This is a genomic window from Streptomyces sp. NPDC056835, assembly GCF_042789485.1.
In the GTDB taxonomy this organism is placed as follows: domain Bacteria; phylum Actinomycetota; class Actinomycetes; order Streptomycetales; family Streptomycetaceae; genus Streptomyces.
On record NZ_JBHUBB010000004.1, the window covers coordinates 259121 to 279882 of the forward strand.

The following is a 20762-nucleotide window of genomic DNA, read 5'->3' on the forward strand; positions in this document are numbered from 1 at the left end:
CCCACTCCACAGCGAGAGGACCGGGGCTTTCTGCTGTCCTGAGTGTCGAATGTCGATTCTGAGAAAGAAAATGGGTCATGCCATAACGCGTAGGGGCCGAACCAAAACGCGTCTCAGAAACAGCATTCGACACACGACTAACAGACTCCCCTAGTGCTGCGTGACAGTAACCGCAGACTTCGGGAGTATGCATGGCCGGAAAGGTCACAACGATTCAGCGCGGGGGTTCGCGCTTCTACGTCAACGCTGAGACGAACGAACGGGTACCGGGTGTCACTTCGGTACTTGCGATGCTTCCTAAGCCGTTCCTGACCCCGTGGGCGGCCAAGACGACGGCAGAGGCGGCGGTCGATAACCTGCCCGCTGTCACGTCGATTGCGAAGTATGACCGAGATGGGGCCGTCGACTTCCTTAAGGGCGCCTACCGCCGGTACACAAAGACCCGTGCCGGTATTGGGTCCGAGGCTCATGACCTGTTTGAGCGGATGATTCGTGAAGAGGTTGTCAATCCGGCGGATCTCCCCTCTCAGATGCGCCCCTACTACGAGAACTTTTCGGAGTTCCTAGATAAGGTTCAGCCGCAGCTACTTCGCGCGGAAGATGTCGCATGGTCCGACAGGCACCAGTACGCCGGTAGCTTTGACGCACTGCTGCGTATCACAGGTGACGACGGCGAGACTGTCACCGTAATTGTCGACTGGAAGACGAGTAAGGACACGTACCCCGAGGTGGCGCTACAGATGGCCGCTTACGGGTTCGCTGACCGGCTTATCGATCCCGAGGGCAACAGCGAGCCAATGCCGCTCATCGACGCTGCGGCAGTACTCCACATCACGGATACTCGTTGGAAGTTCAAGCCAGTTCGGTTCGATGCCGAGGTATTCGGTTGCTTCCTGAACCTGCGAAGGACGTTCGATTGGGACCGTGAGGTTTCTTCGACCGTTATTGGTAAGCCGTTTGCACAGGGTGCCTTCGGTAACGCGCGCATCATTACTGGCACGGAACGGAGAGGCAAGTAATGGACAAGATTCAGAACGACGCCGAGTACATGATGTCCATCATTTCTATGACGCTCTTGCTCGCTGAGCATCCGAACGCTATCGCCATCCGCGATCATATCCTCGCTACGTCTCAGTACCTGAGTGACGTTGCGTACACCGAGGGCGTCAAGGCCGGTAAGGAGATGAGCCAGTGAGCATGCCACCTGGGTCATTTCTCAGCCACGTTCCATACCGGAACGAGGAATGGAAGGGTCACGAGACTGCGAAGAACGTTCGCAACGTGATTCGGTACAACGGTTCCGGACGGTATCCGCGCCCGCTCCGCATCTTTGCTTGGGTCGAGTCGGCGTACGTTGAGATTCCGGTCGACCAGTGGGACGCCTACTTCTCCGAGGGGGTCCGGCCGATGGCACGCACGCTTAATGGGGATGAGACGCGCCTGTACCGCGCTGTTGTCAACATTCGACACAAGGATACAGGGGACGTGTTTCAACGGTTCTACGGTCCGTTTAGCGCTTCCGGTCCGGCAGCAAGCCGAGTAACGGGGGAACGTCGCTGGCCAGGGTACAGCTATGAGTTCGTGTCGGGGCACGTTGAGTCCACAGCGGTAGCGTGGGAATGACGCGCTGTCGTGAATAAGGCTACTAACACGCTCCCCTCGTAGAAATTAGAGAGGCAACCGGGCAGCAAGGATACCCACCCTGAACATTCAGGGTGGGACGAGACATTTTCGGTTGCCTCTCGTTTCAGAAGCCATTTACGAGAGGGGAACAGTTTGTCATCCATGCGCATCTTCGAGACCGACCCGGACGCTAAGCCGCGCAAGCGTGAGGCTACTACGGTTGGCCGGTTCCGTTCTGGTCGTCAGGTGAACGGGCAGGCTGTTGCCCTTCCGACGTTCCGAATCACGACGGACAGTACTGAGGTAATCGGCAAGCTTGCCGAGCTGTTCGGCGGAACTCCTAGTGAGTGGGAGACGGCCGGTGAAGACTTTAACGAGATCATCACCGACGTCGATAAGGTGCTAGTCGTTATCGACGGGCCGGATTCCCTCCGATTCGACATGCGGCTTTACAGCCGTACCAACCAGCTTATTCATCACTGTGATGGCGTAGAAAGCCTGATGGATGAGGACCGGGGTAAGCCGTGTGGTTGCCCTGCTCTCATGGAGGACCGTAAGGCGTACGCAAAGAGTGGCCGGGGGCCTCAGCCGTACACCATGCTGAATTTCCGCCTTGCCGACGATTATGGCCTAGGGGTGTTCCGTTTCCAGTCGAATTCCTGGACGGTACTTCCGTTCCTTGACGAGTACTGGACGGCCCTAAAGGGTGTCGGCGGCGAGTCTCTGGCTGAGTTCGAGCTTGAGCTAGTTGAGTACACCACGAAGAAGGGGCGCGAGGTTTCTTACCGGCGCCCCGCGATCAAGGTTCTTAAGCCGTGGGCGGAAGCCATCACGGACGACGCTGACACCGATTACTAGGAGAGACCACCATGGCGTTTTACCTCGTTACCGATGGCCGTTCGAACCAGTACGGAGAGGCGGACATGTACGTAGTCCGCGCGTCCGGCACCCGACAGGCTGTTTCCCTCGCTCCTGTTCTCGACGCGAAGAACGCCGAGGTTATCAAGCTGGAGGATGGCCGGGACATTGAGCATGGCGTGATTCTCGCGTCTCTCGTGGACTTCACCGAGGCTCCGCAGGCTGTAGACGCGCCGGACGAGATCGAGACCGAGGGCACCGAGACCGTGTCAGTTACTCCGGTCGCTGAGGCTCCCCGCTACTCGGTGATCTAGTGGGAAAGCGTGGGGTTGTCACCGACTATGCAGGCGATGAACTGTACCGGGGAGACCTGGTTGCTTACGCCGCGCGGCAGGGTAACCGCGTACGGATGACAGACGCACGGGTTGAGAAGGTGACCACTCGCCTAGTTGGCGGTCGCCTTGTGCCCATGCTTCGCGTCAAGCCTACCGGCGATGAGTCGGGATTCACTCGGCGCAAGTCACAGCGTGTCGTGTGGATTTCCGCTGAACACGTGCGGCTCGTACTTCCCACGGGGGGCGACGACTAACCGCATTCTTTGGGCCCCGTGCCATGGCTAACTGCTGTGGTACGGGGCCTTTTTTGGTTTCTCACCCTGAACGTTCAGGGTGGCTAGGGAGGTTTCATGGATCGCCGGATTACGTACGCCAACGCTCCGGCACTTGGGGACATTCGCACGATGGGGACCGGTGACACGCTGTGGCTTCACGCGAATGTGGAACAGCGGGCCGACTGGTCACGGTACGTAGATGCTATTGCCGCTGCTGTCTCGCGCGGTGCGGAAATCCGTAGAAGGTGGGGACTGTGAAGACGTGTCGACTATGCGGGCGGGATAAGCCCGCTACTGACTTTCTCGCTGGTAAGGCTAAGCGTCCATCATCGGCGTGTGCCGCGTGCCGCAAGGCTCGTTCCGCTCAGCATCGCCGGAAGTACTATGCGAGTCTCCCCGTGGATAAGCGGCACACGCTTACACAACGGCGTAGGGCCGAGGATTATGGCACCGAGCACAAGGAGTACAGCCGCACGGCAATCATGGCCATGTGGCGGTGGCGATGCGCTTACTGCCCGGACGGACGGGCCGAGCATCTAGACCATGTGGTTCCGCTATCCAAGGGTGGAACTGATACAGCGGACAACATGGTTCCGGCGTGCGCTAAGTGCAACCTTTCCAAAGGCGCTAAGACGCTCATGGAATGGCGAGGTGACGACACGTTCCCCACACCCTTCTGACCTGCGGTTTGTCACGCTCCGTAAATGCCGGCGTCGACGGAGCGTGACCACCTAACAGGCTCGCTCGTGGTCACTGAAGGGAGAAACCATGGAATTCTCAAAGATCCTTGATCGCTTTTCCGACGTTTCCGAACAGTCGGACGGTGGTTACATTGCCCGCTGTCCGGCTCACAGGGATACCCGCCCGTCGCTCCGAATTTGGCGAGGTGAGAACAACAAGGTACGTCTTACGTGCCGTGCCGGTTGCGTTAACGATGACGTCCGTAAGGCCGCTCGGCTCAACTGGACGGACCTTTTCGACGTAACCGGAGAGGGCAACACCGTTCCTACTGAACCCCCCGCACTGGTCAACGATGGGCACACAGCGTCTCTCGCCTATTTCGTGGACACCACATCTGCCGCACTGTTCGACTACGTCAACGATGGCCCCGCGCGGGCACGTGCGTACGCGGTTGAGCGGTTCGGGCTGAGTGATGACCTAATGGCGGAACTCGAGTTGGGCTACTCCCCCGCTGGTAATCAGTTCCTTTACGGCTCTCTCGCGCTCTCTAACTTCCCCCGCCTCACTGTGCCATTCAAGGATTTTGACGGCATCCCCCGAGGACTACAGGGCCGCGACTTGTCCGGCATGTGCCCCGGTCGGTGGGTCGGACTGAAGAATCCTGAGGGCCACAGGTGGGCCCTGTACGGCGTTTTCAGGGGCTCGGGGGGGTACGGGGCAACCATCGTCACCGAGGGGCCCGCAGACGCGCTCACAGCGGTTTCTGTCGGCTATGACGCGGTCGCTGTTCGGGGTGCCTCACTCGCCGGATCGCCGGAACTAGTGGCGGAACTCGCCGAGGGTCTGCGCGGAACTCAAGTCATCGTTGCCGGTGACAACGACGCGGCGGGTAACACTTTCACTGAGCGTCTATCCTCTGCGCTCGCCGCCCATGGTGTCGATGTGTATGCGCTTGCCATTCCGCGCAAGGGTGAAGACCTCAACGATTGGCGTGTTCACTCCCCGGAAGCGTTTCCGGCAGAGTTTCACCGCGCTGTCTCGTCGGCTACCCCTGCCCGTGCTGCTGCGCAGGCTAAGGCGTCCGCCGAGATCACTGTCCGGACCGGCGCGGACTCCGTTAGCGCTTCCGAGGGCCTGGACGCTGCCCGCGTAATTGCAGGTCTGTACGACAAGTACGGCGAGAGCGACGTCATGAACGCACACGCGCTTGTTGCGTGGACGAACAACAGAATCAAGTACGCGTCCGGCCTCGGGTTCTACGTGTGGGATGGCCGCGTGTGGACTCAGTCTGACCTTAAGGTGCGTCAGGAAGTGCACCGGATGGGTGCCGCGCTCATCATGGCCAACGACCTAGAGCACGCTAAGCCGTTTACCACAACGAACAAAATCGACAACCTGATTAAGGAACTCAAGTCGGTTCCGAACGTGCACGTGTTGCCCGACGATTTCGATGCGCGACCGGACCTGTTGAGTTTCCGTAACGGGGTGGTTGACCTACGGACCGGGATCATTCGCGCTCATGATCCGGTGGACATGCTGACAACGTCTCTGCCGGTCGACTATGACGCGTCGGCTAAGTGCCCCCGGTGGGAACAGTTCATGTCCGAGATCATGCCGGGTATGCCTGCCATGCCGGGGTACCTACAGCGGTTGACTGGTTACGGCATCACGGGTCATTCGTCTGAACAGTGCTTCGCTGTGCTTTGGGGCAAGGGCGCCAACGGTAAGAGCGTGTACGCGGAGACGCTGTCAAGCATCTTCGGAGACATCACGCAGACTACGCCGTTTGCCACGTTCGAGAGTAAGAACGGCGGAGGGGGCATTCCGAACGATATCGCAGCGCTGCGTTCGGCACGTCTCGTCATGGCGTCCGAGGGTGAAAGCGGAAAGCCTATGTCCGAGTCGGTACTAAAGCGGCTCACGGGTAAGGACAGGGTGAGTGCACGATTCCTCAACAAGGAGTTCTTTACGTTTCAGCCTAAGTTCCTGATCATGCTTGCGACCAACCACAAGCCTAGCTTTAGGTCACAGGATGAGGGGCTTTGGCGACGAGTCAAGCTAGTGCCCTTCAAGCGCTACTTTGCCCCGGAGGAACGCGACTATGACCTAGATCGCAAGCTGTTGGTTGAGCGCGCCGGAATCATCGCATGGGCTGTCCGTGGCGCTATGGAGTGGTACCGCAATGGGCTACAGGACCCCGACGAGGTCAGGAACGCAACGCGAGAGTACCGGGAAACTTCGGATACTCTCGCCGGATTCTTCCCTGACATCCTGCGCCCGACCGGTGACCTGTCACGCGTGGACGGCACCGATGCCTATCAGGCTTACCGCGATTGGTGCGAAGCTGAGGGGTTGCAGACGCGAGAGGTTTGGTCCCGCACGCTGTTCTATCGCGCGATAGAGGAACGGGGCATTCAGCGAACCCGAACGAGTAAGGGACAGGCGCTTATCGGCGTAACACTGACGCCATCCGCCCCGGACGGACCGGGCATCTTCGCTAAGTAGGCGAGACATTCAGGGGCCCCACCCTAAACGTTCAGGGTGGGGCCCCTCATTCTTGGGGAGGATTCGCAGTGCGCGTATACAAACATGACGTTGCGGGCGACAGCGTCACCGTGAACGTTCCGGAAACCTACGCCGACTTGCAGCGGTTCCGCGAGTGGGCGGAGTGGGCCGCTAGTCGTGGTTCTATCGCGCTGGATACTGAGACAACCGGGCTCAACATCTTTGCCGATTCCTTCGGCCTACGTACCGTGCAAATGGGCGACAGTCACACAGCGTGGGTAATCCACTGGGAACGGGGCGGATACTTCCAAGAGGTTGTCTCGTGGTTCTTGCGCATTCTCCGCCCACGGCTGCTCATTCACAACGCGCCGTTTGACTGGCTTGTCTTGAACCAGCGCGCCGGTATTCCGTTGGAAAGCCTAGCGCCGATCACCCGAGACACACGTGTTATGGCCCACCTGTGCGACCCTCGGGAGCCGCAAGACGGCGGAATCGGCACCGGTCTAAAGCCGTTGTCTGCCCGCTGGATTGACCCCCACTCCCCCGACACTCAAGGGGACTTGACTGCCGTATTCCGGTCCCTCGGACTCACCAAGGAGACTGGGTGGCAGGGAATCCCTCTAGACCACCCCACGTATAACCTGTATGCCGGACTGGACGTTATCCTCACGCACCGACTGTACCCAAAGTTGTTCGCGGAACTGTCGCGCATGGGTGTGCGCCCGATGCTGTTGGACTATGAGCACGAACTACTCCGCATCTGCGCGACTATGCAGCGTACTGGAATGGTTCTCGACGAGGATTACTGCCGGAAGCTGGACGGCCGATTGGCCGAGGAAGCCGATAGGTTCGCGCGTAAGGCACGTCGGTATGGCGTCGAGAACGTCAACAGCAATGCACAGGTGATCGACGCGCTACAGGCCATGGGCGAGACGCTAACCGAGACGACGAAGTCTGGGAATCTTAGCGTTGACAAGTCGGTCATGATGGCACTTGCCGACATGCACCCGGTGTCATGGAAACGAATCGGGGGACGAGACGCTAATCCGCTGGCAGACGCTGTCATTCGCAGTAAGCGAGCGGGCAAGTGGCGCAAGGCGTACGTCGAAAAGTTCCTGACTAACGCCGACTCGTCCGGCCGTATCCACCCCACCATCTCGACACTGAAAGCACGCACGGCGCGTATGAGTATCAGCGGAGACCTTGCGGCGCAAACGCTACCGTCCTCGGATTGGATGATTCGGCGCGCGTTGCTTGCCGATGAGGGTCACGTCATGGTCACATGCGACTTTGACGCCGTAGAGATGCGCGTGTTGGCCGCTCTTGCTGATGTTAAGCGCATGAAGCAGGTCATTGCCGAGGGTGGCGACCTTCACAGCTTTACGCGCGATCTCGTGTTTCCCAACATCCCGGACCCGGATGAGAAGTTGCGCAAACTGTGCAAGGGAATCGGGTTCGGGAAGGTGTACGGCGGTGGCCCCGAGACGATTGCCAAGCTGACAGGTACAAGCATCGGCGCCGTAGAGCGTGCGATCGCCGGATACGACCGGGCATACCCGGAGATTCGCCGGTTCGCAGCGCGAGAGTCCCGCATTGCCAAGAGCAACGGCTACGTTACGCAGACGATCACGGGCCGGTTCCTTCCGCTGGACCGGTGGCGCGTGTTTGCGGTGACGAACTATCAGGTTCAGTCTGCCGCGCGTGATGTGCTCGGACAGGCGCTGATCGAGATGGATAGCCGGGGTCTCACCCCTTACCTTCGCCTTCCGGTGCATGACGAAACGGTCTCAAGTGTACCGCGCGCCAACGTAGACGAGATCATGCGCGAGATCGAAGCGTGCATGAACATGACGCTGGGTGGCGTGGCGATTACAGCGACGGCTGAAACGAAGGGTCTGTGTTCCTGGGGATCGCTGTACGGGGCCGATTTCTAGATCGTCCCTGCGGCGTACAACCCCACCCTGAATGTTCAGGGTGGGGTTAGGGGCTACTTCAGTGTTCAAACTATTTCCTAGCCGGTGGCATACCGGGCAGAAGGGATGTCAGCCTTTGATCATGGTTCTCCGTCGCCCCTCGTTTTGAGGAACGTGTTCGATAGAGCCCTGTCACTTTCGATTCGTAGGTAAGGCACCCCTTTGGGCGTCGACTTGTCATGTCCAACCCCCTTGCATCCCGCTGACCTGCCGCGTTAGCTAAGCGCAGCAAAGACGAGTGGCCGCGCAACCCCCGTCCAAGCACCATCCCGGACGGGGCCCGCGTACCCTCCCATGCCCTGATTACGCATGTGACGTAGCTCACGTAGTTCGGTGCGCCTGTGTCCCCTCCGGGACCTAACACACACCCCTCTCGGTGTGTGCAGCCAAGAAAACCGGAGGAATGCACCATGGCGCTTACGCCTGAACTCATCGCGGACGCACAGAACAACGACATGAACGCCATCACGGTCGTGATTCGCGAGATGGAACCGCGCATGACACAGATCGCCAACCGGGTAGGAACACCGAACAACCACGATGACCTCATGCAAGATGGCCGAATGGCACTGTGGGCAGCACTCCCCCGATTCACCGGCGGAAGCGTTGACAACTTCCACGCGTTCATGTACCGCACCATTGAGGGCACCATGTACGAGACAGCGCGTGAGGAGCGGAACGCCGGAGCGACCGGGGCCGACCGGGACGCTATGAAGCTCTTCACTGCGTACGTACGTGAATACGGGGATGACCTTGACGTCATAGAGCAGATGGTGCAGACGGACCCCGGACCGGGCAAGCGGCTGTCTGCAACACGTGCGCACGCTGCCCGCATGGCGTGGGAGGGTTCCGTGTCTCTCGACATGCCGAACGGTGAAGAAGGGGCGTCGCTCGCTGATGTGCTCGAAACGAACTACGGCGTACCTGAGGAACTGGTCACCCCGGAAGACCTGAACGCCGACGCCGCTAAGCACAAAAGGGCACTCGTGCGCGCTGTCATTGAAACCATGGGCGACAAGCAAGCGCGCGTACTGCGAGCACGTTGGGGAATCGGCGAAAGGGATCTCGGAAGCGGCACCGAGGCGGATGAGATTCTTGCCGCTGAACTCAAATGCTCTACCGGCGCCGTCCGGTTCTCTCGCACGGCTGCACACAAGTCATTCGCGAAGCGGTACGGCAAGATCACGGGACTTACGCCGTGCACGTGTGACCGATGCAACGCATACCGGAAGTCCGAGGGCGTCACCCTGTGAAGACGTGTTCCACGTGTGGCCGGTCACTCCCCCAAGACAAGTTCTGGAGGCGTGACCGGTCCCGCGACGGTCTTCAATACCGCTGTAAGGACTGCCAACGGCCCGAACACCGTGAGCGGATGGACGCACGACAGCGCCGAGAACGCGCAGAGATGGCCCGCGAGTGGCGCAACAACAACCCGGCAAGGGTTCGGGCCTACCGCGATGAGAACGTGGCTCACAGGGCCGTACAGACACAGCGAGCACGGTACCGGCGACGGGTAGCCACTCACCTAACGGAACTAGAGGTGATCTACAGCCTGTGGCACGAGATGTACGGGGAGGACCCGAGGGCCGAACCCGTAGACACACGCGCGCTAATCGACCTTTGGCAGGCGACCGCCGTAGCCAACACTTGCCGGAACGGATGCGGACGAGGATGGAAAGAGATAGTGCACGCCGTGCCGGTATGGCTGGGCGGAACACACACGCCAGGCAACCTCGTGCCAGTGTGCGGCGGAATGACCTGTTCTCCCGCTGGTCTGCCGGTTGCTGCTACTGCGATGAACCGGCCGAACATGTCGACCACGTGACCCCCATAAGTTCGGGCGGAACAGACACGCCTGACAACGTCGTTCCCGCTTGCGCTTCCTGCAACTACGACAAGGGGGCCCGTTCGCTCGCCGAATGGGCCGCTACCTTCTGAAAGGCCCATTCATGCACAACATTGCTGAAACCGAAGACGGCGGAACCGTCACCGTGGCCCGAGAGTCGGGGCATAGCTTTGACTTTGAAGTTCGGAACGCCGACGGCGAGACAATCGCATCGGTCGCTGTCGACTCCCACGAAGCATGGAACCTGTTTCGTGCCCTCGGGATGGAGTTGACCAGGTGAACGGCCGCAAGTACTTCCCGAGCCTTGACAAAGATCGTCCCTAGGTAGCACAACCATCCCCCGGACCCACCCTGAACATTCAGGGTGGGTCCGCCTACTAACACACTCGCTCGGGGAACACATGAGAACGAAAACCGCACTTTCCGTAACGGCGCTTGTCGCGCTCACCCTTACCGGGTGCAACGTGGGCGGCAACGATGATGTGGATTGTGACACGTTCGTCACTAGCGCCGTAAGTGTCCCGGCCCCTCGTCCGGCCCCCGCGCCGAGGGCACCGAACCTCAACAAGCCAAAGACCCCCGTGGCACCGGCTAACCCTCGCACCGAAACCGCCCCTAAGGGTCCGCACACGCACACCATCTGTCACGAACGAGACGGAAAGTAGCCCATGCCTTTCTACGAATTTCACCAGAACAACAGCGGTGGCGGTTTCGATTACGACGAGGACAACGGAATTTCCGTTTACGTCATCATCGAAGCGGGTAGCGCAGACGTCGCGAACGCAAGGGCCGAAAAAATCGGACTCTACTTCGACGGGGAGGGCGATTGCCCGTGTTGCGGTGACCGATAGCACCCGGCGTACGAACGGGACGCCGAGGACGAACCGCGCCACTACGGCTTGATTCTCGCCGAGGCGGAGGTCACGTACAAGTGGATCGCACGCGGGTACGAACTATTCGTTCACCACGCGGACGGGACCTTTACCGGCTACTTCAGCTATAAGGAGATCACGAAGTGACCTACGGACTAGCGTTCTTTGGTGCCGGATGGTGCCGACCCTGTAAGGCCGCATGGCCGCTCGTACAGCACATGGCCGAGGAATTCGACATGGCCCTAGATTACGTCGACGTAGAGACGTACGACGTTCGCGCAAACGACGTTACGGCGGTTCCTACGCTCCGCGCGTACGACGAACACGGGGACATTGCGGCGGAGATTCGGGGCAACGTGAGCCAGGGTGCCCTAGATGAGTTCTTCGGACGTCTCGGCTAATGCTGCGGCGTAGTCATGAGCTACGCCACCATTGCGCATGTTGTGAAGGGGACGCGCCGACCAAGTACACCGGTTCGGCGCGTTCCCCTATGCGCATGGCACGGCGCCAAAAGATCAAACGTAAGGCGCGTCGCGCGGAAGAACGACGTTGGGTACGGGAGTGGCGCAATGAGGATTAAGAGCGGTTCATGTTGGCACATATGCTCATGCCGGACGCATTGCCGGGCATCATGCCCAATGAACTGCGGCGGACCGGAACCAGAAGCCAACGACAGCGCCCCGCAGGAACGCCCCTCATGGGACGAGTACTATCTAGCCGGTGCGACATGGGCCGCCACTCGCGCCGACTGCACACGGGCACAGGTTGGCGCCGTTCTCGTCTCACGCGACCACCGAGTAAGCATCGGATACAACGGCCTACCTTCCGGAATCCCCGGATGCGCAACCGCCGGGAACTGCCCGCGTGGCCAGATGAGCCGTAGTGCGTGCGCTCCCGACAGCGACTACGCAAACTGTGCCGCTAATCACGCCGAGTACAACGCGATCACACGCGCACGCTCCGAGGATCTACCAGGGTCCACGCTGTATATATCGCGCAAGCCGTGCCCGCGCTGCGCAACACTGATCATAGCAGCCGGTATTGCAAGGGTGGTGGTTGCGCGCGACCCCATGACTCTGTAAGGTATCCCCCATGACAACGAACAAGGTACCGGCCTACAACTGCAACGCATGCGCCGATGAATGCGATTTCGAGATCTGCGACGGAAGCACTGACGCGCTGATTAGGTACATCCGATGCACGGCCTGCCCGACCATGCCGCCCGTATGGAAGCCGCGTGAGCCGTTCTGGCGTAGCTTCTGGAAGCGCACACCGGCTGAGCTTGCTGCCGAGGCTGCTTGCCCGTTCTGACCGACGCTCCCCCATGGGCCCACCTTGAACATTCAAGGTGGGCCCTTTCTCATGTTGCGGCACCCACTAGACCATGCTCTACTTGAGTCGTCGCCGAGGGAACGGCCCGAGGCGGAGACGGAGAGGCAGCGCAATGCAGAATGCACACGGCAAAGGTCAGACATGGTTCCCCGGCAAGACTTGCATAGACGTTGACGTGCGATACATCCTGACTACTCACAACCGCACCGAGACTCAGAAAGCGGTCGCCGAAAGCCACGCTGCCTACGTGCTCCGCGAATCCCGGAAGCATCCCGAGGTGGCAGACATGTTCACCGTAACCCGGGATGTTCGAACGCGCGCAGCGAACGCATGCGCATGGTGTGGCTCTCGCCCTCGCACGTGGGAACGTGACTGTGACGGGCTCTTCGAGAACAGTTCCTGCGACAGTGAGCAATGCCGGGCCGGTCGATTCATCGGCTAAACAGGGCGGGGCCCCGGGAGACCGGGGCCCCTTCCGTGTGGTACTGTTCTATCAGCGCCGAGGGACAAGCCCGAGGGGCGACGAGAGGAACATGTCATGGATTACATCGGAGGATGCGGATATGGCCCGCGCCCGTGCCTGAACTGTGAGACAGAACCCGCCGCCCCGGATCGCCTGTACTGCGGTGACGATTGCCGAGACGAGTTCGAGGGTATCGGCGCGTACGCCGAGTGACCTAAACCACAGTTCGGAACCCCCCGGCCTACAGGTCGGGGGGTTTCTTGCTTATGTGGCGCGCACCACACCGGGAAAGCCACCCTGAATGTTCAAGGTGGGGCGGGATCGTGGTACCGTTCTCTTGTCACCGAGGGACTGGCCCGAGGGACACAGCGAGAGGATAGACGCCATGACCTACGTCAATAGGGACGGCAACCTGTACCGGAAGCACGGAGTTTGCGGCGATTGCGGGGGCAAGGGAAACCTTTTCGCCACCGTCACAATCCCCGGGAAGTCGCGTAAGCCCCTCCCTGTGTACCTCTGCCCGGACGCTGTGGAATGGACGCGCCCGACCGTCTGACAACCACTACAGGGGCCCCGGAGCGATTCGGGGCCCCACCCTGGGGGACACCATGTACAGCGTATTCATGCGGGGCGAAGACCGGTTCACAATGTGGCTGCGTAAGGCAATCAGGAACGGGGAACAAATCGGCTACAGCCTCACCCTGATAGACCATCCGCACGGCGGAAAGGCCACAGAAACCCACTCCACCTTTGGAACCGTAGAGGAGTGCTTCGAGATATGCGCGCCGGTCACACAAGATCTGAGGGCCGAAGGATGGGACCGCATCCCGGACGTTGAGCCACAGTAACTGAGGGGCCCTGAGGTAATCGGGGCCCCTTTGTCATACTCAAGGATGAGTCACCCTGAACGTTCAGGGTGGGACGTGAATTGCGTTGCGCAAGATCCGGAAGTCCTGTACAGTCGTAGACATCGCCGCAACGGACACGCTGAAGCGGGATAACGGAGAGGTAAACACATGAACAACCGCCGGAACGGATTCGTCACACAGGTTCGCATCACGGGCGAGGTTGCTAATATTGGACCGGTCCGCCGTAAGGTTACTACCCTCGGCCGATCCCGCACCTCCGCTGTCGTCGTGACCAACCACCTTGACGAACTGGCTCCCGAGGTTCGCAAGGTTGTAGAGCGGCAGGCCGCAAAGCGCGGCGTGCGCCTCATTGACGTTCGCGTGATATCCGCCACAGAGGCGATCATCCCATAGCTTGCACGTCATCCTAAAGTATGAGGGGCCCTCGGAAACGGGGGCCCCTCCCCTATGTGGGGTGCGCCACATCGAATTAGTCACCCTGAACGTTCAGGGTGGGGGCCGGAACATGCTATGGTTCTGTTGTCGGCGAGGGAACGGCCCGAGCGACAGCGACGAAATGGACACCGAATGCCCAGCAACAGCATCATCCCCACCACCGCCGGTTACATCGCCGCTGCTGCCCGAGAAAGTCGAATCCTACAGAGCCGAATCAACCTTATGGTCACGGCCCGTTCGCGCGGGAACATGAGCGCCGCCCGCCTTGCTGCCAATAGGGTACAGGACTCCATACAGCTCATAGACACGCTGCTGATCATGGCTGCCGAGATCGAGAACAGCGAGTGAGGTAGCACACACGGGGGCCGGTGTTGCGATCGGCCCCCAATCGTGCTTCACTTGAGTCATCGCCGAGGGAATGGCCCGAGGCGGAACCCCTGGGAGTAGCAATGACAATCACCACTGACTGCAAGTGCACCAACGGCCGCGTTGCCGACAAGTGCCGCGCCAACCGTCGTGAGGTTGGGCTCCGCTACTACCTGGGAGAGCTTGATGCGTTCGCCCGTAAGGTGAATGAGGGCACGGCCACGCTGTCCGATTGCGAGCGCGCCGAGGTCCTGTCGGCGGAGTGGGAGACGCTGTTCATGGGCAGTGAGGAGTGCCTTACCGCTTAACCCTCCCCCGTGGGCCCACCCTGAACATCAAGGGTGGGCCCTTTGTGATATGCTGCTCTCATGCTTCGACGGTGGCGCAAGGATCATTCAGTACCGGGCCGGTGGGACGTGGAAACCATCACGCTGCGGACCCGGTACAACTCAACCGGAGACGTGCGCATTCATGTGACGCTCACCGTAACGCGCGTCGGACATGAACGGGCCGTGACCCGCGCAAAGTTCCGCAGCATCATTGACGTGATGGACTATGCAGACGAGACGGATCACTATCTATTGGGGGATGGATGGGAGCGCGCGTGAGGTTAGGTCACACCGGATGGCCACCCTGAATGTTCAGGGTGGTGTATAGTAAGACCGGTAAGCAAGACCGAACGGAAGGAACCAACCATGGCGCAGCACGCAGCAGAAGAGATCGAAAGCTTTCGCACGAATGACGGTGATCGAGTGTTCCGATGCGACGTGAACGGCGCGTTCCTTGTCGCGTTCATCTACGCCGACCAGTCCCCACAGTTCATCGCGTGCGACACCCCGGAAGAGGCTGAGGTCATGTTCACTGCCGCGCGGCAACAGGCGGACCAGCGCGGCAACCTGCGAGAGGTTGAGTCGTACGAGTCGGATCACACAGCCCTCTAACGCACGCTCGGCCCCGTTCGGCCCATGTGGTCGGGCGGGGCCTTTTCATGCCCAGAGAACGGAACGCAGCGAAGGTGCGGATAGTTAGTTTAGCGAACTAAGTCACGGAGCGTAAGGCCAACTACGACTCTCGATAATGTGGCGTAGCCCACACTGATCCCCACCCTGAACGTTCAAGGTGGCCCCTGAATCGTGGTACTGTTGTTCCAACGCCGAGGGAATGGCCCGAGGCGGAGATAGAGAGGCAAGAGAATGACTGAGAACAACAACCGCCGGACGATGGCCACCAAGACGAAGGTTGCCATCGTGGGTGGGGTCGCGCTGTTCGGACTCGGCGCAATGCTGGGCGGTAACAGCGACGGCGCGGCTGACACCGTGATTCCCGCCCCCGTACCTCCCACCTCCGCCCCGGTTCCCACGCTGTCCCCTTCTGCCTCCCAGGTGACTCCCGTGGCTCCGGCTCAGCAGGTTGCCCCTGAGGCTGGCACGATGACCGTAAGGGACGCACAGGGACCGGCCACGGAGTACATCACCGAGGTTCCGGGGCCGACCGTCACCGAGACTGTCACCATCTCTCCGGCGCCCGTCACGGCCCCCACGGTCACCGTGACCGCCACTCCCACCACCACCCCGAGCGAGTCCCCCACGATCGAGCCGACCAGCGGCGCGACGGACGGCCCCACGAACGGTGGACCGGTTGAGGCTCCGGGCGACGTGAGCTAACCCACAGAGAAAGGCCCACCCTGAACGTTCAGGGTGGGCCTTTCTCGTGCTACTGTTGTCTCAACACCGAGGGGCAGGCCCGGGGTGCCGAGAGGACAAGAGCATGATGAACGTAAACCGCGCATGGGCGATCTACACCGGAACTCGCGCCGAGATGGGCGCAGACGGCGAAGCAATGGAACTGACGCAGTCTGAGGGTACATACTACCTTCACCGGGGCGAGAACTGGCCGCTGACTCTCGGCACCGAGACGGAGACCATAGATGCCCTTCTGGCTAGCGCATTCAGTCTGCGCAACATCGGCTAAGCGCCGGTAGATTGGGCCCCTGGGAGCGATCCTAGGGGCCTTCCTTTGTGGCGTAGCCCACACCGATTCCCACCCTGAACGTTCAAGGTGGCCCCGGAATCGTGCTATGATTAAGACACAACAGCACAGAGGGAGACGCGAGAATGACTCACCCGAAGAGCGTCCGCAAGGGACAAGGGAACGTAGTCACCTACAGCGAAGCGGCCTACGGGGAAACGGTGGTACGGGAACGGTACTATCTGATGAAAGACCAGGAAGAGTGTCGGGCAGCGTGGGATGAGGACATGTTCACCGAACAGTTCAATGACCCGGACGCAGACTATCGGTTCGAGATACTGAACGTCGAGAGCCTACTAGAGTGGCAAGTGCGACAGTGAGTGAGGGCCCCGTAGGGCCCTTTCCCATTTGACCCCCTTGTGAAAGTGAACGCATTCACAAGGCCCACCGAGTAGTTCGCTGAACTAACCGACGCCGCGTCTGATGTCGGCGCTGGTCGAGGAGGCATCCTCACCCTGCTGCGCCCACACGCCCTTGCTGGCGCCCGTGAGCACCTAGGCGACACGGGGAGTCCAGTCGAGCCCACAAGGCCGTTACGCGGGCACACAGAGCCGCCGTGAGCCATGACCGAGGACCGCCGCCCCACCTTGAACATTCAGGGTGAGTTGCGGGCGCGATGCCTGGAAACCGGCCCCTCTTTGCTGCGCCTCTAGGGGGTGTTTCGGATGCCACCCCCCTCATGGAGCCCCCTATGTGGGGTATCTCACACGCCTCCATCGCGGGGTAGACAGCGGCGGGCCCTTATGCTACGCCTCACGCTGCGCTCATATGAGCACGAACAGTCGCTCAGTGCTATTGCTGCGCCTTGTCATGCATGAGCCGGTATCACGCAAGCCTACCCGCGTCAAGCCAATGGCCCTGGGTTGTGAGTAAGGCCACATCGAGATCACGACTCTTCGCTTGAGCAAACATAGTTGCGTGCAAATCGCGCCTTGAGATCACAACGTCACAAGCGGGTCTCGCCTTGGAATCGAAGGTGAAGGGTGGGGGGTGACCCCGATTCCGAGGCTTTCCGGACCGCAAGCGTATAGCAGCTCGGAGTCTATACGGGTTTCAGAGTCGCCCACCTTGGAATCAAAGGGCCGCCCTCAACCTTTGGCCAAGGCCCTTACGCTGAGTCATTGCACTAGCACAGTGCGTAGCCTGCGGAGCTAATAACCCGTCAACTTGGCTTAAAATGTGGAAGTGTTGAGTAGATGACGTGGTCTCCGCGCGTTGACAACGGAGCGTAGTAATCCGTTTACACGCGGGAAGGGCTCAGGTAGAATACGAACGAGCGTTCGAACGGCAGTGGGGAGTGTCCGACACATGGACGAGACGGCGCGAATCGATCTCACGGTGAACCTGTGGGTAGAAGTCAGCGACAACGGGGAAACGTGGAAGCGGCCGGAGCCACGCATGCTGGCCACTGAGACTGGCCGGGACATCCGAGAGGTGTTCGCCATCCTGCGGTCATACGTGGCCCTGAGCGACGCTATGGGGCTCTCACAAACGCCCGTTGTCCCCTGGCACCGGGTGATGATGCAAGGGCTCACTACGGGCAGTCTGCTGGCCATCGTGCCGCGTGCCTTCAGCTTCCGGGAACAGCGGTACGTGGCGACCGGCGGACAGTGGCTGATCACAGACACGCCCCGCGTCGCTGAGCGCTGGATGATGGATTACCTGATTGCGGAGACGTCCAACCGGTTGCGGAGTGCTTGCTAGCAAGCAGTAACCGACTGACTACATAAAGTAGGGACCCCCGGAGGCCGGCCGCCGGGGGTCCCTTATGTCCGAATCGATGCTTTACGGGGAGAATTCCCCGTTCTTGGTCGCGGCCATGAACGCCCCCCAGGCGCCCGTAGAGACGATCAGCGCGGGGCCGTGAGGGTCTTTGCTGTCGCGGACCGGAACGCCCCCTGAGTAGCCGTCCAGGACCTCAAGGCAGCTCCCACCCTGGGTGCTGCTGTGCGATGACTTACGCCACCCGTCCAGGGTTGACGCGTCTGCGATGTGCTTACTTGGCATCTTGGTTCCCGTATTTCTCCGTTTGTTCCCTGATCATGACTAGGGACTCTTCATGTGATTTGGCGTCGCTCAAGGCAAGATCGTATGTGTCTTCGATCTCTTGCACCACGCTCGGAGAGTCATGTACGGCACCCGTGCGTAGCCCCTCCGTGTAGGCGATGGGTGGTTGATCCTCAAACCTCATGATCGTGACCATGGAGTCAAGAAGCGCCACCCCAGCGCCGTACGGAAGTACATGTACCCGGATGCGCTCACGCTCACCGAGGTCTGCAATGTGGCCTAGTTGCTCGGCCATGATCGAGGGCCGAACGACTGGACGCCTGAGCACACCCTCCTCCAGGAGAGCCCAGACTACGGGCCTCATCGGGTCCTCAAGCAAAGCCGCCCGTTTCGTGCGTGTGTCAACGTCCTTGGCACGCTGCTCCGCGCTCAGCGGTGGGTATGCCTGCCTCAGGAGCCCATCGGCGTACGAAGCGACTTGCAGGATGCCGGGAACGAAGACAAGACCGAACTCACGGATTATTACGGCCTGTTGCTCAAGCGCCCTCCCCCGCTCGAACCAGCCAGGTACGTCCCCTTCATCCGCAGCACCGGGCCGAAACGTCGTCAGTACGTCGCCCGGAGTGTCCAGCGCCCGGTCAAGTTGCATGGCGTCCGACTTACAAGGGTGCCTGCGACCGGATTCAAAGTTCGCAATCTGAGCGCGGGACAGGAACGACTTGACGGCTAACTCCCGCTGTGACCACCCCTTCGCCTCCCGTGCGGTCTTCAACCAATCTCCGTAGGTGTTGGCCAAAGCTCAACGCTCCTCTGTGTCACATGGTTTGACACAAGGATGCCAGTAGCGACGACCCCGTAACCGCCCGTTCTATGGATCAAGACAGAACCAACGACGGACGGGCGGACGACGGAACGATGGTTGCCACACGAACGACACAGGCGCCCCTCAAAGCGGCGGGCGCAACGTGGCTTAACCGCTGGGCTCCGTACCCCATCGGCATCCACCGAGGCCCGTACGATCCGCCGACGCCAGCCACCCTCAGGGCAGCTCTCGCCCGTCTGGAGAGGTTGCAAGCTGTGATCCAGAACGAAGTTCAGGCGCCGGACCTTGAGCCCGTACCCGTACCTGAGTGCGTGATCTGCAACGCGGCGCACAACGGACGTACTTCAAGCCGAGCACGCGGTGACGCGGCAGGAATCCAGAAGTACAGCGGAATCATCTCGGCGCACCCGCACCGCGCAGCAACTGACAGCACGACCATGCAGGAACTCCGGCTCAAGGTCAGTGAGGCAAACCACCGCCGCAGGCTCTGAAAGGAAGGTAGGTGACATGGATTACGGACCCGTTGGCCCGGAGTACTGGGTCAACAACGAACGCGAAACGGCTGAGGAAGTGGCATCTCAGTTTGTTAACGCGCTCCGGCGGGTGGGAGTCGATTTCGAAAACATCGGCATTGACAACCCATGTAGCCGCTGTGAGCAAGAGGACTACCAGATCTCGCTCGGGTGGATCTCGCTTGACGAGGCCCGCCAGATGACGAGGACAGTCAACGCAGCACTTGACGAGTTGGAAAAGTTTGAGAACGCGCGCCGTGTGCTTGGTGGGCCTTCCACGTGACCGCCGACGAGTGGGTACCGGGCACCCTGCCCGGCGACGTGCTGACCGTGCACCGGATGCGTGGCGGGACTCTCACCAAGCCAAAGACACACATCTGGAGAGGCGGAGCGCCTGACTGCGGCGCCAAGCTGGACAAGGATGCGGACCTGGACAAGTGGTCACGCGCACGGGTGGACCTGTGCGAGTGGGACGAGTGGGACCGCGCAGTCAACTGCCCCGGGTGCCTGGCGGTGCCGGAATGAGGTTCCTAGTCAAGTGGGCCCTGATCTTCGCAGTGCTCTGGGTGCTCCTGCCCCTGGGTGCCGTCATCGCTTTCAGCTAGCCGAAGATTCCCCTCCCCTGCCGACGGCAACCGGAAAAGGCTCCCCCGCTGATTCCAGGTAATCCGGCAGGGGAGGGGGCACAAACTTCGTTCCTACCGGATGGAACCAGTGTAACGGGAGCCCGGTAGGAACGGAGAGCCGGTAATACGCAACCCATGAGAAAGGAAGGCAACACATGACAACCCCTCCTGGCGGGAACGACGACATTCCTGATGAGGAACTGGGCGACGTCGTGAGGCGGTTGGCCTCTGGCACGTCTTCCGACGCGGAGATGCAAAGGGTCCGGGACACCATCAAGAACGAAAGTGAACAGCGTAAGTAGGCTCGAACGCGCCCCGTCGCACCCGGCGGCG

General features: G+C 60.5%; 26 protein-coding genes. 24 read left to right on the top strand and 2 right to left on the bottom strand.

Annotated features, from left to right (window positions below; translation table 11 throughout):
* Positions 1 to 191: 191 nt before the first annotated feature.
* The 21 genes from ACFRMN_RS06880 to ACFRMN_RS06980 all read left to right on the top strand — a co-directional run bounded on the left by ACFRMN_RS06880 (position 192) and on the right by ACFRMN_RS06980 (position 18165).
* Complete coding sequence (locus ACFRMN_RS06880; RefSeq protein WP_383014334.1) at positions 192 to 1019, top strand: hypothetical protein; 828 nt, start codon at positions 192 to 194, stop codon at positions 1017 to 1019.
* Positions 1019 to 1195: a hypothetical protein gene (locus ACFRMN_RS06885; RefSeq protein ID WP_383014337.1), complete on the top strand. Its 177-nt coding sequence runs from the start codon at positions 1019 to 1021 to the stop codon at positions 1193 to 1195. The genes ACFRMN_RS06880 and ACFRMN_RS06885 overlap by 1 nt, the downstream gene beginning before the upstream one ends.
* A gap of 590 nt (positions 1196 to 1785) precedes the next feature.
* A complete protein-coding gene (locus ACFRMN_RS06890; RefSeq protein ID WP_383014340.1) occupies positions 1786 to 2481 on the top strand; it encodes a hypothetical protein in 696 nt (231 codons plus the stop codon).
* Between the two features lie 11 nt (positions 2482 to 2492).
* Complete coding sequence (locus ACFRMN_RS06895) at positions 2493 to 2795, top strand: hypothetical protein (RefSeq protein ID WP_383014343.1); 303 nt, start codon at positions 2493 to 2495, stop codon at positions 2793 to 2795.
* A gap of 784 nt (positions 2796 to 3579) precedes the next feature.
* Positions 3580 to 3771 carry an HNH endonuclease gene (locus ACFRMN_RS06900; protein WP_383014563.1) on the top strand — a complete coding sequence of 64 codons (192 nt, stop codon included), beginning with the start codon at positions 3580 to 3582 and terminating at the stop codon, positions 3769 to 3771.
* Between the two features lie 88 nt (positions 3772 to 3859).
* Positions 3860 to 6277, top strand: a complete 2418-nt coding sequence (locus ACFRMN_RS06905) for a phage/plasmid primase, P4 family (RefSeq protein ID WP_383014347.1) — start codon at positions 3860 to 3862, stop codon at positions 6275 to 6277.
* 68 nt (positions 6278 to 6345) lie between these two features.
* A complete protein-coding gene (locus ACFRMN_RS06910; protein WP_383014351.1) occupies positions 6346 to 8211 on the top strand; it encodes a DNA polymerase in 1866 nt (621 codons plus the stop codon).
* A 449-nt stretch (positions 8212 to 8660) separates the two neighbouring features.
* Positions 8661 to 9503 (top strand): sigma factor, encoded by an 843-nt coding sequence (locus ACFRMN_RS06915; protein WP_383014354.1) that lies wholly within the window; start codon positions 8661 to 8663, stop codon positions 9501 to 9503.
* A gap of 448 nt (positions 9504 to 9951) precedes the next feature.
* Positions 9952 to 10188 carry an HNH endonuclease gene (locus ACFRMN_RS06920; protein WP_383014357.1) on the top strand — a complete coding sequence of 79 codons (237 nt, stop codon included), beginning with the start codon at positions 9952 to 9954 and terminating at the stop codon, positions 10186 to 10188.
* Between the two features lie 576 nt (positions 10189 to 10764).
* The gene (locus ACFRMN_RS06925) at positions 10765 to 10947 is read left to right on the top strand and encodes a hypothetical protein (RefSeq protein WP_383014360.1); all 183 of its coding nucleotides are present in this window, start codon (positions 10765 to 10767) and stop codon (positions 10945 to 10947) included.
* Positions 10948 to 11111: 164 nt separating this feature from the next.
* Complete coding sequence (locus ACFRMN_RS06930) at positions 11112 to 11369, top strand: thioredoxin family protein (RefSeq protein WP_383014363.1); 258 nt, start codon at positions 11112 to 11114, stop codon at positions 11367 to 11369.
* Positions 11370 to 11606: 237 nt separating this feature from the next.
* A complete protein-coding gene (locus ACFRMN_RS06935; RefSeq protein ID WP_383014366.1) occupies positions 11607 to 12050 on the top strand; it encodes a deoxycytidylate deaminase in 444 nt (147 codons plus the stop codon).
* Between the two features lie 10 nt (positions 12051 to 12060).
* Complete coding sequence (locus tag ACFRMN_RS06940) at positions 12061 to 12279, top strand: hypothetical protein (protein ID WP_383014369.1); 219 nt, start codon at positions 12061 to 12063, stop codon at positions 12277 to 12279.
* Positions 12280 to 14199: 1920 nt separating this feature from the next.
* Complete coding sequence (locus ACFRMN_RS06945) at positions 14200 to 14415, top strand: hypothetical protein (RefSeq protein WP_383014372.1); 216 nt, start codon at positions 14200 to 14202, stop codon at positions 14413 to 14415.
* Between the two features lie 101 nt (positions 14416 to 14516).
* Positions 14517 to 14741: a hypothetical protein gene (locus tag ACFRMN_RS06950; protein ID WP_383014376.1), complete on the top strand. Its 225-nt coding sequence runs from the start codon at positions 14517 to 14519 to the stop codon at positions 14739 to 14741.
* Positions 14742 to 14801: 60 nt separating this feature from the next.
* A complete protein-coding gene (locus ACFRMN_RS06955; protein ID WP_383014379.1) occupies positions 14802 to 15041 on the top strand; it encodes a hypothetical protein in 240 nt (79 codons plus the stop codon).
* Positions 15042 to 15128: 87 nt separating this feature from the next.
* Positions 15129 to 15374 (top strand): hypothetical protein, encoded by a 246-nt coding sequence (locus ACFRMN_RS06960; RefSeq protein ID WP_383014382.1) that lies wholly within the window; start codon positions 15129 to 15131, stop codon positions 15372 to 15374.
* Between the two features lie 489 nt (positions 15375 to 15863).
* Positions 15864 to 16097: a hypothetical protein gene (locus tag ACFRMN_RS06965; protein ID WP_383014384.1), complete on the top strand. Its 234-nt coding sequence runs from the start codon at positions 15864 to 15866 to the stop codon at positions 16095 to 16097.
* 103 nt (positions 16098 to 16200) lie between these two features.
* Positions 16201 to 16404 carry a hypothetical protein gene (locus ACFRMN_RS06970; protein WP_383014386.1) on the top strand — a complete coding sequence of 68 codons (204 nt, stop codon included), beginning with the start codon at positions 16201 to 16203 and terminating at the stop codon, positions 16402 to 16404.
* 143 nt (positions 16405 to 16547) lie between these two features.
* The gene (locus ACFRMN_RS06975) at positions 16548 to 16781 is read left to right on the top strand and encodes a hypothetical protein (RefSeq protein ID WP_383014389.1); all 234 of its coding nucleotides are present in this window, start codon (positions 16548 to 16550) and stop codon (positions 16779 to 16781) included.
* Between the two features lie 988 nt (positions 16782 to 17769).
* Positions 17770 to 18165, top strand: a complete 396-nt coding sequence (locus ACFRMN_RS06980; RefSeq protein WP_383014392.1) for a hypothetical protein — start codon at positions 17770 to 17772, stop codon at positions 18163 to 18165.
* Between the two features lie 81 nt (positions 18166 to 18246).
* Here ACFRMN_RS06980 and ACFRMN_RS06985 read toward each other — a convergent pair whose 3' ends face one another.
* On the bottom strand, positions 18247 to 18468 hold the full coding sequence (locus ACFRMN_RS06985; protein ID WP_383014394.1) for a DUF397 domain-containing protein: 222 nt from the start codon (positions 18466 to 18468) through the stop codon (positions 18247 to 18249).
* The gene (locus ACFRMN_RS06990) at positions 18458 to 19264 is read right to left on the bottom strand and encodes a Scr1 family TA system antitoxin-like transcriptional regulator (RefSeq protein WP_383014397.1); all 807 of its coding nucleotides are present in this window, start codon (positions 19262 to 19264) and stop codon (positions 18458 to 18460) included. Before ACFRMN_RS06990 ends, ACFRMN_RS06985 begins: the two co-directional genes overlap by 11 nt.
* A 281-nt stretch (positions 19265 to 19545) precedes the next feature.
* On the opposite strand from ACFRMN_RS06990, the gene ACFRMN_RS06995 reads away from it, so the two are divergent.
* From ACFRMN_RS06995 to ACFRMN_RS07005, 3 genes are read left to right on the top strand one after another with little or no spacing between them, the layout of a single operon-like run.
* Entirely contained in the window at positions 19546 to 19782 is a 237-nt protein-coding gene (locus ACFRMN_RS06995; RefSeq protein WP_383014400.1) for a hypothetical protein, read from the top strand.
* Between the two features lie 16 nt (positions 19783 to 19798).
* Complete coding sequence (locus ACFRMN_RS07000) at positions 19799 to 20086, top strand: hypothetical protein (RefSeq protein ID WP_383014403.1); 288 nt, start codon at positions 19799 to 19801, stop codon at positions 20084 to 20086.
* A complete protein-coding gene (locus tag ACFRMN_RS07005; RefSeq protein WP_383014406.1) occupies positions 20083 to 20328 on the top strand; it encodes a hypothetical protein in 246 nt (81 codons plus the stop codon). The genes ACFRMN_RS07000 and ACFRMN_RS07005 overlap by 4 nt, the downstream gene beginning before the upstream one ends.
* The last annotated feature ends 434 nt before the right edge of the window (positions 20329 to 20762 follow it).